The organism is Alteribacillus sp. HJP-4, from assembly GCF_042139015.1.
Classification (GTDB): Bacteria; Bacillota; Bacilli; order Bacillales; family Marinococcaceae; genus JBHIKY01.
In genome coordinates, this window is record NZ_JBHIKY010000016.1 from 19324 (window position 1) to 34016 (window position 14693).

At 41.3% G+C, this 14693-nt stretch carries 13 protein-coding genes; all 13 read left to right on the forward strand.

The features are described 5' to 3' along the window. Positions 1-248 precede the first annotated feature (248 nt). The gene (locus ACE4RR_RS14575) at positions 249-416 is read left to right on the forward strand and encodes a zinc ribbon domain-containing protein (protein WP_375536164.1); all 168 of its coding nucleotides are present in this window, start codon (positions 249-251) and stop codon (positions 414-416) included. Positions 417-579: 163 nt separating this feature from the next. Next, on the forward strand, positions 580-885 hold the full coding sequence (locus ACE4RR_RS14580; protein WP_375536165.1) for a hypothetical protein: 306 nt from the start codon (positions 580-582) through the stop codon (positions 883-885). Positions 886-950: 65 nt separating this feature from the next. Next, entirely contained in the window at positions 951-1787 is an 837-nt protein-coding gene (gene nadE / locus ACE4RR_RS14585) for an ammonia-dependent NAD(+) synthetase (RefSeq protein WP_375536166.1), read from the forward strand. Between the two features lie 93 nt (positions 1788-1880). After that, positions 1881-2408, forward strand: a complete 528-nt coding sequence (locus ACE4RR_RS14590) for a DUF4352 domain-containing protein (protein WP_375536167.1) — start codon at positions 1881-1883, stop codon at positions 2406-2408. A gap of 105 nt (positions 2409-2513) precedes the next feature. Further along, positions 2514-3422 (forward strand): homoserine O-acetyltransferase MetA, encoded by a 909-nt coding sequence (gene metA, locus ACE4RR_RS14595; protein ID WP_375536168.1) that lies wholly within the window; start codon positions 2514-2516, stop codon positions 3420-3422. A 119-nt stretch (positions 3423-3541) separates the two neighbouring features. Next, complete coding sequence (locus ACE4RR_RS14600; RefSeq protein ID WP_375536169.1) at positions 3542-4762, forward strand: EAL domain-containing protein; 1221 nt, start codon at positions 3542-3544, stop codon at positions 4760-4762. Positions 4763-4841: 79 nt separating this feature from the next. After that, entirely contained in the window at positions 4842-5999 is a 1158-nt protein-coding gene (locus ACE4RR_RS14605; RefSeq protein ID WP_375536170.1) for an MFS transporter, read from the forward strand. 24 nt (positions 6000-6023) lie between these two features. After that, on the forward strand, positions 6024-9737 hold the full coding sequence (locus ACE4RR_RS14610; protein WP_375536218.1) for a dynamin family protein: 3714 nt from the start codon (positions 6024-6026) through the stop codon (positions 9735-9737). 82 nt (positions 9738-9819) lie between these two features. Next, the gene (locus ACE4RR_RS14615) at positions 9820-10164 is read left to right on the forward strand and encodes a cyclic-phosphate processing receiver domain-containing protein (RefSeq protein ID WP_375536171.1); all 345 of its coding nucleotides are present in this window, start codon (positions 9820-9822) and stop codon (positions 10162-10164) included. Positions 10165-10595: 431 nt separating this feature from the next. Next, positions 10596-11492 (forward strand): dipeptidase, encoded by an 897-nt coding sequence (locus tag ACE4RR_RS14620; protein WP_375536172.1) that lies wholly within the window; start codon positions 10596-10598, stop codon positions 11490-11492. Positions 11493-12123: 631 nt separating this feature from the next. Beyond that, positions 12124-12957 carry a SurA N-terminal domain-containing protein gene (locus tag ACE4RR_RS14625; RefSeq protein ID WP_375536173.1) on the forward strand — a complete coding sequence of 278 codons (834 nt, stop codon included), beginning with the start codon at positions 12124-12126 and terminating at the stop codon, positions 12955-12957. Between the two features lie 160 nt (positions 12958-13117). After that, positions 13118-14020: a chemotaxis protein gene (locus ACE4RR_RS14630; RefSeq protein ID WP_375536174.1), complete on the forward strand. Its 903-nt coding sequence runs from the start codon at positions 13118-13120 to the stop codon at positions 14018-14020. 409 nt (positions 14021-14429) lie between these two features. Then, positions 14430-14606, forward strand: coding sequence for a hypothetical protein (locus tag ACE4RR_RS14635; protein WP_375536175.1), 177 nt, complete (start codon positions 14430-14432; stop codon positions 14604-14606). Positions 14607-14693 lie beyond the last annotated feature (87 nt).

A 14693-nucleotide genomic window follows, 5' to 3' on the forward strand; every position in this document is an offset into this window, starting at 1 on the left:
AACTTATGCGAGAATACCCTCCACTTCTTACGAAGTGTAAAGTGGGGGATGAATCGTGCCCTCTTTTTGGGAGTTCGGTTTGTCATTAGATAGGGAGGTTGCTATAATAAGAACATAAGTTCCGATCATCAAAACGAGGAGGTTGTCGGGGATGCCGGCTGGCCGGTAAGCCATACGATGCTCAAATACAAGGCGTTTGGTATGGAAAACAAGCCGTACCTATTTCGACATTTTTCCCTTCCAGTCAGTTGTGTTCTCATTGTGGATATCAGCACAAAAAAGTGAAAGACACTGCCATCCGTGCATGGAATTGCCCAACATGCGGCCGTCATCATCATAGAGACAAGAATGTAGCACAAAATATTAAAACCGAAGCCGAATGGATTCTAACCGCGGGGACTGCGGAGTTAGCCTGATAAAGTAACCGGTGGGTACAGCGGTGTTCTCAGGAATCTCCATCTTCAAATAGCGTTATCCATTAAGGTGGAGTAGTTCAAGTTAAACATTTTCTCACATATTCAGCGACAAAATGACAATTTTTTGTTATAACATAGAAGAATAGGGAAAGGAAGGAACGGCATGGCATTTGGTATCTCAAAATCCGAATTAAACGAGTGGAAAGAAAAAGCATCAAATGGCCGCGTTTCTCTACTGACACATTATTGGTACGACCCTCGTTTTCCGGAACACCGCTCAGTGACCAAAGCCGGATGTACAGATATTGACATTCTTATACAATGGGGAAGGAAGTACGGATTAAAAGAGGAATGGATTCACCAAAGGGAGCACTTCCCTCATTTTGATTTACTTGGGGACCGCCAGCTGCGTATTCTCCAGGCAGAAGGAAAGTACGATCATATCCGGCGATTTATTTTAAAGACATAATTCATATGTTTAAAGGGAAACAACAGAGGTAAGAGAAAGGTTAAATAAGTTTTGGAGGGTAAATTATGCAGGCAGATCAACAAGAAATTATAAATGCATTACAGGTGAAGCCGAACATTGATGTAAAAAAGGAAATTTCTGAAAGAAAAGATTTTTTAAAAACATATGTGGAAAATGCCGGTATGCGTGGTTTTGTTCTCGGGATTTCCGGGGGCCAGGATTCAACCTTAGCCGGAAAACTTGCCCAGATGGCTGTAGATGAATTAAATAAAGAGAAGACAAAAGAGCAGACAGAACCATATCAATTTATCGCTCTTCGTCTTCCATATGGACGTCAGTTCGATGAGGAGGATGCTGTCAGAGCACTCGAATTTATCTCCCCTTCCAGTAAATATACGGTAAACATTCAAAAAGCCGTCGATGCTTCTGAGAAAGCGTTTGAAGAAGCTACTGGAAGAAAAATGAGCGATTTTAACAAGGGAAATACGAAGGCCAGAGAACGAATGAAAGTACAGTATGATATCGCTGCAGAATATAACTGCCTCGTTATTGGTACGGACCATGCAGCAGAAGCAGTAACCGGATTTTACACGAAGCACGGGGACGGCGCCTGTGATATCGCACCACTGTTCGGGCTCAATAAACGCCAGGGTAAAGAGCTGCTGCGGGAACTGCAGGCACCGCCGCAGACCTTCGAAAAAATACCGACTGCCGATCTTGAGAGCGATAAACCAGGCCTCTCCGACGAAGAAGCTCTCGGCCTGACCTATAATCAAATTGATGATTTCTTAGAAGGAAAAATTATTGATTCAGAAGCGGAAAAAAACATTATTCACCGCTATAATACCACCGAGCACAAAAGAGCCATCCCAGTGACGGTACATGATGACTGGTGGAAATAATTATAATTTAGAATTCGTGCTGCCATACATTTTCAAGAATTATGTGTATGTGACAGCAAACGATGTGCAGTATAAAGAATGGGAGAGGACGGAATGGAAAAGAAATATTGGGTGCTGCTCGGATTGACTTTATTACTCGGAATCATGAGCGGTATTGTCATTGAAACTTTTCGATCAGCTGGAGACACCCAACCTCTGCAGCAAGTAATTTCTGCAGATTCTGAGCACGTGCTGGGATACGGGGAAACGGCTGATATCAATGGGTTTGATATCACCGTGCACGAGTCTTACATAACGTCTCAGGATAACGAAGAATTATTAGTAGTAGATGTTTCCTTTTTTAATAACTCTGAGTCCAATAAGGAAATTCCATTGTTTAATACAATGGTAACGAATGAAGAAGGTTATAGCTTTACTCACGTGTCCGATTTCGAAGACCGCCGTTTGATCGGCGGCCAGCTTCGTCCGGAAGGTCTGCGCAGAGGCACAGTCGCCTTTGAGCTTGATAAACAGAGTGATTACTATGAATTTTCCTACACTGATCATACTGGCCGCGGTCTCGCTTCCTGGGCGCTTGAGCCTTCCGCACAAAGCGGGGAGGGAGAAGATGCCACTTCCTGATAGAAAAGTGTTGCCTTCTTGACGAATTCATGATATTTTGTAAAATTAACAGGATAGACATAAATAGAGAGAGAATCGATTTTCATGAAGGAGTCAGAGAGTAATATGCCAATTAAAGTACCTGATTATCTGCCAGCGAAAGATGTCCTTTCTAAAGAAAATATTTTTGTAATGAATGAAAGCAGGGCGTATAACCAGGATATCCGCCCGCTTAAAATTGTCATACTAAATCTGATGCCATTAAAGGAAACTACCGAAACACAAATATTAAGAATGCTTGGCAATACGCCTTTGCAGGTGGATGTATCGCTGCTGCATCCTGATACACACCAGTCAAAAAACACCCCTCATGAGCACCTGGCAAGCTTCTATAAGACTATAGACGAAGTTAGCAGCAGGAAATTTGATGGCATGATAATCACTGGTGCTCCAGTGGAAAAAATTCCATTCGAGGAAGTGGATTACTGGGAGGAAATGAAAAACATCCTGGAATGGAGCAAAACCAACGTCACTTCCACTCTTCATATTTGCTGGGGAGCCCAGGCAGCCTTATATCATCATTATGCTATCCCTAAACACGCCATGGACCAAAAAATATTTGGGGTATTCGAACACCAGGTAAAAAATCCAAACAGCAGCCTGCTGAGAGGATTTGATGATCAGTTCTTTGCTCCTCATTCAAGATATACAGAAACACGCAGCGAGGATGTAGAACAAGTCCCTGATCTTGAAATTTTATCCGAGTCGAAAGAAGCAGGACTTTACCTGCTGGCGGCGAAAAACGGTAAGCAGATATTTGTTACAGGCCACAGTGAGTATGATGCGGAAACATTAAGATATGAATTTGAACGGGATGCCAGACGAGGTATTTCCACAAAAATGCCAATTAATTATTTTCCGGAGAACAACCATTTATTGAAACCATCGTTAAAATGGCGTGCCCACTCCAATCTTTTGTTTACGAACTGGCTTAATTACTATGTATATCAACAAACACCTTACGATTTTGCGTAAAGAAACAACTGTCTCCAGGAACGTCCTTGAGGCAGTTTTTTTCCGGCTTGTTTATATAATGGCCAATAAAAATTTAATGGTATAATGAGAACGAGCGTTTTGAAGAGAAGGTGAAAACTATGGATGCACTGGATGTTGTTATGAATAAAGATAGGGTTTTTCCATTTTTTCAACCCATTATCAGCGCCGATAAGCTTGAAGTTGCAGGCTATGAGGTGCTAGGTTTTTTTCAGGATGACGAAGGGGATTTCATCAGCCTGGGCTTTTTCTTTCAAGATCCTTCCATTCCAGAAGAATACCGGTTAGAAATTGAAGAGCGGATACATCATATCGCACTCAATCAATACATAAAAGAGCAGCGTACTGATTATCTATTTTTAAATGTTGATATAAACCTGGTTGTTTCTGACGGGGGAGAAGCTTTCTTTGAAAAGCTGTTTGAATGGCAGAAACAAGGGCTTCCCTTTCAAAATATCATATTAGAAATTAAAGAACATGATTTTAACGGAGAACTGTCACATCTAAAGCATTTTGTACAATACGCCCAATCTCTCGGCTTATTTATTGCCTTGGATGATGTTGGAAAGAGCACCACCCACCTTGATGAAATTGCTTATTTAAAGCCAAATATTATCAAGGTCGATCTTGCATTTATGGAGGATGAATCATTTCCCAGCATGTTTCGTGATGTGCTGCAATCCCTGTCGCTCTTGTCAAAAAAAATCGGGGCTTCCCTTTTATTCGAAAGAATACGTAATTTTAATCAGTTGAATTATGCATGGCGCCACGGTTCCCGCTATTACCAGGGACCGTATTTAGGGAAACCAAAGCAGGAAATGATCAAAAAAGATGCGCATAAAGAATCTCTAAAAAAAGATTTTCGTCATTTTATAAATTATGAACGAAAAAAAATTGAAGCGCAGATGCAGCTCAGTAAAATTTTAAGCCAGCGCTTAAAAGAAGAGATAAAAGATTCAAAGAAAACCGCAGATATTGACGAGCTTACGAAAAGCATAGCGGTCTCCCTTGAAGATATTTGCTTTCGTGTTTATATATGCGATAATGAAGGATTTCAACAATCCGGAAATGCTGTTAAAAGGATTGATAATGCCTGGGAATATCATGCGGAAGAAAGAAACCGCAACTGGAGCTGGCGTCCATATTTCCTGGAGAACATTGTTCGGATGAATTATGAAAAAGATGGAATTTTATCAGATTTATATGCAGATATTCACCGCGAGGAGATGATCCGTACGTATTCCTATCCACTACAGGAGGATTTATACGTATTTATCGATATTCCATACTCGTATCTCTACGAGAAAGACTTTTTAATCTAATACTACTGGATGATCATTTGGTCTGGCAGATGCTCCTGTCAGATCCGGCTTTTTTTTCAGCAGATAGCGGAGGAGAAACATGCACACAAAAAAAGGAATTCTTCCACTAATGTTTTACTTATTTTTTGCTTATTCTTTAATAACCATTATGAGTGGATATATGCCGATTTATTTTCAATTCCAGGGGTTAACTCAATCTCAGATAGGAATCCTCATGGCGATGGGGCCGCTTGCATCCGTTTTCGCTCAGCCTTTTTGGGGGTATATGAGTGATAAATGGAAAACAATCAAGCGAGTTTTAATTATTTGTGTAATAAGCACGCTGGTCGCTGCGCTTATTTTTTTTCAAGTCACGTCCTACCCGGCGATGATGTTTTTTTTATTTTGCCTGTTTCTGTTTCTGGCCCCCTGTACCGCTCTCGGAGATAGTCTTACACAAAAGACGGCATTTCAGCACCATGTAAACTTTGGATCAATTCGAATGTGGGGCTCTCTCGGATTTGCCGTTACGTCTCTCATCACCGGCTGGATACTTGAAAAATGGAGCCCGGGGATCATTTATCTTCCTTTTTTTCTTTGTGGCACCGCCGCACTGATACTCGTATTGTTATTAAGTGACACTGCCCCGGCAAAAAAACCTGTAACGATCGTTCACGCACTTTCTTTAGGTAAACGGCCGGAAATTGTTTATTTCTTAGGCTTAGTTTTTTTAATCTCAATAGGGCACCGGGCGAACGATAGTTTTCTCGGATTATTTGTAGTTGAACTTGGAGGCGGCGAGTCAATGATCGGCCAGGCATGGTTTGTCGGAGTCGTTTCAGAAGCAGCCGTATTTGCCCTGTCTGCTTTATGGTTCCGGAGGTACCCCCCCTTGATTTTTATTATTATCGCAGGGTTTCTTTACAGCGGCCGCTGGCTCATCATGTCAACGCTTGATGATCCTGTACATATCATTTGGATTCAGATCCTGCACGGTATAACTTTCGGCCTGATGTATTTTTCATCTTTAAACTATATAAGCCGCATAATTCCAGAAGAGCTGCAAGCCACTGGGCATCTTCTGTTTATTACGACGTTTTTTGGAATCTCAGGAATTACTGGTGCACTCGCCGGCGGGTGGCTCATGGAGAATTTCAGCGGAGCAGGGCTGTATCAAACGCTGGCGCTTTTCAGTGCTGCCGGCGCTGCACTGCTTATTTTCTACACGTTAAGGGTCCGAAAGAATACAGCAGTATAATTCAGAAAGGAGCTCTTACTATTGATGGTCCCGTCTGCTTCCAAAGCATTCTGGAAAAAGGACAAACGACAACAGTTTTTCGGTGATAAATATCTTCCAGTCCCTGAACTGAAAAAAGCAGCTGCATACTTGTTGTCTTATGATTACATGAATACTGACGATCGCAAGGCTATCCTGCGGCTTGAGCATAAATGGGAAAGACAGGTCCGCACAGCAGCTGTCTGCGGCCAGTTTTCGGCTGGAAAATCAACCTTGCTGAACCGCGTTATCGGTGAGACATTTCTTCCCGCCCATCCAATCCCAACCAGTGCTGCCATTGTTCATATCGAAAATGGAGCGGAAGAAGTATTGTTGAAAAATTATGGGACAGAGACATGGAATGCCGTTGCAGAAACTGACTTGAAGGAAAGCTGGTTCACTGATGGCAGGGAGATTGAAGAAATTTATTGGAAGCGGCCGATACCGCATATCCCAAGTGGGCTCAAGCTGCTCGATACACCGGGGATGGATTCATCAAATTACCATCACCGCGAAGCTGCAGAATCCCGCCTGCAGGAAGCGGACAAAATTTTTTTCGTCACAGATTACCAGCAGGCTGAATCAAAGGAAAACATAGATTTTCTTAAAATGCTTAATGAACAGTTCCATGTGCCCGCGCTTGTTATCAATCAAATGGATAAACATAACGAGGCTGAAATGACTTTATCCGATTTTCAAGACTCTATAAAGGCGGCACTCTTCAATCATCATATTGAAGTAGATAACATTTATTTTCTATCTGGGATTCAGCCTGACCTTTTTGAAAACAGCTGGCAGGACTTCTGCGCTGATCTTCTTCGAGTTCCTTTACAAGCAGAACAAGAGATCAACAAAACCTGTGCGCGTTCTTTATACAAACTATTTACACGGTCGGTACACCGAAGAGAACAGCAGATAATGCCTGATTCCAAGCTGCAACACACGTTACAAAGCTATCAACGATTAGAAGATATTGAAAATAAAGTCCGGCATTTGTATGAACGACAGGAACAGATTGAGCACCTGCCAGAACTGTTAGAAAGAGAAATACGCTGGGAGTTTGATAAAATATTTACAAACGCAAAGCTGACTCCTTATCATACGAGAAATTTTGCCAAGGACTATCTACAATCACGACAGCAGTTTTTTCGGATAAAAGGGCTGTTTTCAAAAAAGAAAACAGCAGCTGAAAAAGAGCTGCGGGAAGAACGTCTTCTTGAAAGTCTAAATGAAAATATGAAAGCTTATGTAGAAATTCATGTGAAACAAACGCTGCGCAGCATTTGCGAACGCTTTGGTGTTTACAGCCGCTCTATGGCACTAAAAATATTCTCCATTGAGCATAATCTAGAAAAATCAAATCTGCACCGGGCAGAACGAAGAGGCGCCCAATATTCTCAGGAATACGTGCTGCTGTACAGCCGATTTCTGACAGAAGAGATAAAAAGAATGTACAAAGAAGACGTTTCTCAATTGCTGCCAGGGTTAAAAAAAGCGGCAGAGTTGGAAAAAGCATATCAAACCGAGCAAATACAGGGACAAATAAAAGAATTAGAAACGATATTGAAGAAAGCTCGCTGCTGGTGGAAGCAATCCCACGAATTAAAAAATTTCACGGAAACATTTCTGCAGACTTTGGATAAATCTGCGGTACAAGCGGAGAAAAGCGGTTTACCGGCGCTTCAACCGCCAATTTTTGTTCCTCAGAAACGATCTGGTAAAAAGGCTGAAATCGATCTATCAGCCTATTATCAAAGCTCTTCTGAGGATAAATCGACACTGCCCTCCGCAAAATATGCAGATATATTTGATAATGCGGCCAGAGAAATAGAATCCTATCCAGAACTTCTGGTACTTAAGGAAGCTCTTACTCAGCGGGCTGCGAGAATCCGCAGAAAGCGGTACCGTGTATCCCTTTTTGGAGCATTTAGCGCGGGTAAATCAACCATCGCCAATGCACTGCTCGGAGAAGAAGTACTTCCTGTCTCTGCTGCTCCTACGACTGCCGCCGTTCATTATATTGTATATCCCAAGAAGGATCGTCCACACGGCACGGTAAATGTAACCTATAAAAGCCGCTCTGAGTTAATCGAGGATATAAATGATAATCTTCAAACCGCCTCGTTGTTTATTGATTCGTTACGTGGTTGGGAAACATTACTTTACGAGTATCAGCTGTTTCTCGAACAAGAAAAGCAGAAAGAAAATAAGAGCTCCAAAGATGAGAGAAAGGAGCTGAAAAACCCATTTTCATTATTAACAGAAGAAGAATTTTCTATCGTTCAGGAACTGTACGAGGCAGGACTTCAATACGATAGTATATTAGCAGAGCAGGATTTGCTTTCTCACACCGATTATCTTACTCTTTCAAAAGACAGACGCCGGTCGGCTCTGATACGTCATATCACTATATATTTTTCATGCGATTTCACAAAAAAAGGCTGTCAATTAATCGATACTCCAGGAATTGGATCCGTTTACCGCCGCCACAGCTACGTGGCACATCAAGAAGTCAAGCGTGCGGATGCAATTTTCTTTGTAAGCTATTATAATCATGCATTTGGAAGAGCTGACGAGGAGTTTCTCCGACATGTAGGCAGAGTGAACCAGTTCTTTACGTACGATAAAATATTTTTTCTGGTAAATGCAGCAGATCTTGCTGAAAATGGGGAGGAAGTACAAAGCGTTCTTACTTATGTATCGACAGAGCTCTCCAGGCTCGGGCTCTCAGAACGTAAAGTCCATCCCATATCAGGAAAACAAGCTTTAACAGCTAAACAAAACTTGGATGTACAAAATCTCCGTATTTCCGGTATGGATGGGCTTATTAGGTGCATAGATTCGTTTGTGGACCATCTGTCCCAACAGACAATGACAGCCGATGGCTCAGGAGAAATAAAACAAGCGGTACAGGTAATAGAACAATTAATTGATCAGCAGTCCTTAGATGCAGCAGAGAGGCAGGCACAAATTAATGAGAGGTATCAGCACCACCTGTTTGTTTATCAAGTACTTAACAATTATTCTATATCGACCGATAAACATTTAATAGCTGAAGAGTGGAGAGAGCTCTTATTTTATATAAAACAGCGTGTTTTTTATCGTTATTTCGATGAATATAATCGACTTTTCAGCCCGGTGCAGTTCAATCTGTCCCAGTCTTTTCAAAAACAGTTAGAAAGACAGACTAACGAGCTTATTAGATTTGTCTTTCGTGAGCTTGCACAGGAGCTGAGAACAGCTCAAATTCGGATTGAGAATTTTATAGAAAAGCATTGGAAATATATGCAGAGAGAACTTCTCCAAGGCTTACCCGCATATATGCACGCCGTCTATATCGAGCAGCCTTTTATGGACTTTTCAGGAATCGGAGTAATTGAAGAAACAACCGTTAAAAGCATGAATATATCAGTCCCAGAGCAGGCAGGAGACTCCCATAAGTTTTTTATCGAAAATTTCAGCCGTCAGTGGAAGGAACTGCTCGAGGAGAAATTGCGGCCATATGCCGGTGAATATCTACAAAAGTATGAAAAAATTCTGCTCACTGAATACCTGCAGAGGTTTCAAAGCGAATGGCAGCAGCTTCGGACCGGTCATATCGAAAGAGCTGAATTTCACCTCGAATACTATTCTCAAACAGGTACAGAATTAAATGTAGATAACTATGAAAAGTCGAAAGATAGGCTGCTTAAATTAATCCCTCCAGAATTTGGTGAATAATAGTTTACTGTGTTATAATAGCTTATGAGGCACAAACATCAACAGTTCCTTACCGCGAATGAAGTGCTAAAGGATGGATATGATGGAACGACTAAATATTTTTCTTGACGATGTGAGACCTTGTCCAGATAATCACATTCTTGCGAAAACGGCTGAGGAATGCATTTTACTCATGAAAGATGGACAACCTGTTTCCCATCTTTCCTTAGATCATGACTTGGGAAGTAAAGAAAAGAATGGGTTTGAAGTTGTTATTTATCTGTTGAAACAAAACGTGTTTCCAGAGAAAATAACAATCCATTCTGCAAATGCCGTAGACGGGAAAAAGATGTATCGACATTTACAGGATGCTCAAAAGACTGGGGAACTCCCACAAAATGTGAAATTATTACATCGGCCCCTGCCGCTGCGATTTGCCACACATTAATATGCAGATGGCTCCTTTCAGGAGGAACCCATGATTGAAATTACTATAACAGAGCGTGCAGCTGAAAAACTTCGAATAGAAAACCGCAGTTATGCTGGAACAGTACTCACTTCCCGGTTTACTGGTGGTTGACAAGGGAATGTTAAATACGAACTGATTCTGGATGAATCAGCGAATACGAATACTCCACACGTTCAAACGGATAACGGTACGTTGAGATTAGTCATGCCAGATCCTGTGCTCGATCATCATCCGTCATTAGGCTGGACGCTGAAAAACAAAAATGAGACGATTGCATTAGGCATAAAAGCTCGTATTACTTCTGAAAAATAATACAGCCGTTCTTGTCCACAAGAGGACAGGGACGGCTTTCTTACTTTATACATATGAATATATCAAGTAATCTTTATAGAAAAAAAGTGGTGATATTATTGTATATTGCGGATGCTCATTGTGACGCCCTATGGAAAATGACGCAGCAGTCAGTACCATTTACGTCCAGCCGCGTCACTGTGAACAAAAATTCTTTAAAGAACGGAAATGTAAAAACTCAGGTTTTTGCCTTATATGTACCTCCACACTGGCCAATAAAAAAACAGCGTCACGAACTGAAGCGGCAGATGGAGCTGTTTCATTCGCAAATTAAACCGGCGTTACCAGCTTCCACGGAAGCTATTCTTGCCTTAGAGGGGGCCTCTTTACCTGGAGAAGATCAATCTTTGCAGCAAAAGCTGTTGGAATCGGGCGTTTCGATGGCCTCACTGACATGGAATGAGGAAAATGCACTGGCCTATGGGAGTTCTCAGCCTTCTCATTTAGGAATAAAAGCAGCCGGAAAAAGATTTATTGCCTGGCAGAACAGTAATAACATTATCGTAGACGGGGCACATTTAAATGAAAAGGGGTTTTGGGAAGCGTTGGAACACGCAGATCGATTTCTTGTAAGCCACACAAATATTAAAAGTATCTATAACCATCCGCGCAACCTGACAGATGCCCAGATTCAAGCTGTCAAGGAAAAAGATGGGTTTATTGGATTGACCTTTTATCCTTTATTTATCAATGGCAGCAGCGAGGCCGCTCTTTTAGAATTCACACGCCAGATTGATCATGCCTGCAGCATTGGCGCTGAACGCATTATTGGGATAGGATCGGATTTTGACGGTATAGACCATACAGTCACTTCCATTCAGGGTCCAGAAGATTATCCCATCCTGGTCGATCACCTCCTTCGTCATTTTTCTAAAGACATAGTAAAAGGAATCGCATACGGAAATTTCCGCCGCTTTCTTGACAAGAAAAATCTAAATAAATTTGAAGCAAACTAATTTTCAATTCCTTACAGATCCTTTACAATAAATAGGGAAAGAGGTGAAGGTACTTGCAAATCACAGATCGCGCGAAGCAATTTATTGAAGATGTAATGAAAGAACAAAGTATGTCTACCATTCGCGTAGTTTTCTCTGGCATGGGCTGAGGCGGGCCAAAATTCGGGCTGGCTCTGGATGAGCCAGAAAGCACTGATGTCAGAAGAGAAATCAATGGATTAGATGTTGCTATTGAAGAGCAGATTGCAGAGCATGTCTCTGGTGTGACCCTTGATGTAAAATCAAACATTGACGGCCAGCCTGGTCTTGTCATGAATGGTCCCGGCAGTGACTGCTGTTAATGAAAAAAGCATTCCAGACATATTTAGCTGGAGTGCTTTTTCTGTAAGTTTATATGGTGATTTCTACTTTTAGAATTATTCAACGAAAGTCATAGAATTTTACATAATCATTCTCAGTTTTATTATGAATATTTGCTCATCCTTGGTATGACAAGACTTGTACCAAAAAAAAATGTAAAATTGTATAAGCCTGAAGTCAAACGAATTTTTATTCTCTATGCTTAAGTGTATATACTCCCTTCGGATATGTTACAATAACCGACAGCATGGATTTGGAAAGGAGTATGACGTTGAGTAAAAAATGGTTATTAAGTGTATCCCTTGCCGTTTCTGTATCTGTAATAGCTGCATGCGGTGATGTGGATTCCGATGAGTCTGCTGGAGAAAATAATAATTCGCAGGAAGAAGAGCCTGCTGGAAATAGCAGTGAAGGCGAAAGCGAAGGCGGCGAAGAAGCGCCGGAAGAAAACCCGGAGCAGGCACAGGAAGAAATGCCTGAGCCCGATTTCTCTGATATTCCTGATGTCGTAGCTGATGTAAACGGAGAAGAACTTCAAAAAGAAGATTTTGAAGCACAATACACAACAGCAATGCAAACGTATGCAATGCAGGGAATGAACCCGCAAGAAGATAAAGAAATGGAAAAACAGCTGCAGGAGCAGACTGTAGAACAGATGATCGGTCAGGAGCTTCTTATTCAAGAAGCCGACAGCCGTGATTTTGAAGTTTCTCAAGAAGATGTAGATGCGGAAATGGATTCCTTAAAGGAGCAATTCGGATCTGATGAAGAATTTAAAACTGCTCTTGAAGAGCAGGGTTATACAGAAGAGGATCTTCAGTCAGATATTGAAACTCAAGTAAAGGTTGATCAGCTGGTAGAAGAAGAAGCCGGTGAAATCGAAGTATCCGATGAAGAGCTAGAAGAAGCCTATGATCAAATGACTGCCCAGCAGGAACAAATGGGCGGCGGTGAAGGTGAAGATGGCGAGGAAGCAGAAGTACCGTCATTTGAAGAAATGAAACCACAGCTTGAAGAACAGCTTGCCACACAAAAGGAAGGCGAGGAAGTTCAGAAGCTTGTTGAAGAGCTCCGCGAAGAAGGAGACGTCACTGTCAACTTATAATAATCAAGAGCTGCCAGGTCCATTGCGGACCTGGTTTTTCTTTATTAAAAAACTTCACTAATTCTCCGATATAATAAATATGAAGGGAATATTCCGTCAACAACACGGTACATAACTAAAAAGCACTACAATCAAGAAATTATACGATGGAGGATGGATGATGTCTGTTACAAATCAAACTGATATTTTGCTCGATAGTGGTACGAATGAACTGGAAATTGTTATGTTTATGGTAGGAACAGGGACATTTGGTATTAATGTTTTAAAAGTTCGAGAAATAATTCAGCCCGTAGAAATAACTGAAACACCGAACCGGCATTCTCATATGAAAGGAATTATACGTCTTCGTAAGGAAGTTATCCCCGTAATTGACTTGGCTGAGGTGCTGGAATACCAGGCCCCTGAACAAACAGGACAGGATAAGTTTATTATCGGGGAATTAAATAAAATGAAGGTCGCCTTTCATGTTCATTCAGTATCTAGAATTCACCGCATTTCCTGGGAGCAGATTGAGAAACCAGGAGAACTGTCGAGAGGACATCAGGCCCACACAATTGGTATCGTTAAACTTGAACAGAGAATGGCTCTTTTATTAGATTACGAAAAGATTGTGATGGATATTGCGCCGCAGGCTGGTATAGATAAACAAGCGCTTACGCAGCTTCCCTCCAAAGACCGTTCCATAAAATCTATATATATCGCGGAGGATTCTCCGGTTTTGCGTAAACTGCTCGAAGACACACTATGTGAAGCAGGTTACACATCTTTGCATATTTTTGAAGATGGTAAGGAAGCGTGGCAGGCTCTGCAATCTAAGGCTGCAGAGGAAGAAATTATTGACCTGCTTATCACAGACATCGAAATGCCAAAAATGGACGGACACCACTTAACAGTGAGGATAAAAGAGGATCCTGTATTAAAACACCTTCCTGTCGTTATATTTTCTTCACTCATTTCGGAAGATTTATACCACAAAGGGAGCAAAGTCGGTGCTGATGCTCAGGTTAGTAAGCCTGAAATTCTTGAGCTCGTTCAGGAACTCGATAAATTATTATTTGAATAAGGAACCGCTCTCTCAAAAAAGAGAGTGGTTTTTTATTTTTATCTCTTGACTGTATTATAACAACAGTTTATAATACTATTTAACATATAACAAAATGGGAGGGGTTACCATGAAAAAGACACAAACAAAAACAAATGAACGCAGATTTACACCAACAAAGGAAGATAAATCCGTACTGCAGATGATCAATGAGTATCACACAGCTCGATAAAGATAGATTTGAATGAACCCCAGGTTATTACACTTTTCATTAGATGAAACTTCCTTAAAGAATATATCTAAACACCGGCCTTGGTTTGTCGGTGTTTTCTTTATTATTAAAATAAAAATCAGAATGTTTTGAAAGCACTGTTCATATTCTATATAATAGGAGACAAGCAACTCACTCTGTTATACAGGAGGCAGATTCATGAAAAGCATGGATCGCACGACCGTCATCAGAGAATTAGAATCTTTCTGCGGGATCCCCCGCTCCCTGCTGCTTCGTTTAAATGATGAAGAATTGTTTTCTCTCTACCGTGAAAGGGTGGGCTCTTTCGAACCTGAAGGGAAAGAGAAATTAATGACCGCAGGGGAAACGGAATAGTTCTCATTACACAGTGACCATACCCTGAGAAGGGTATTTTTTTTGATGAAAAGCTGATTATGTCTCTGAGTGTTAGAAAGGGTAATT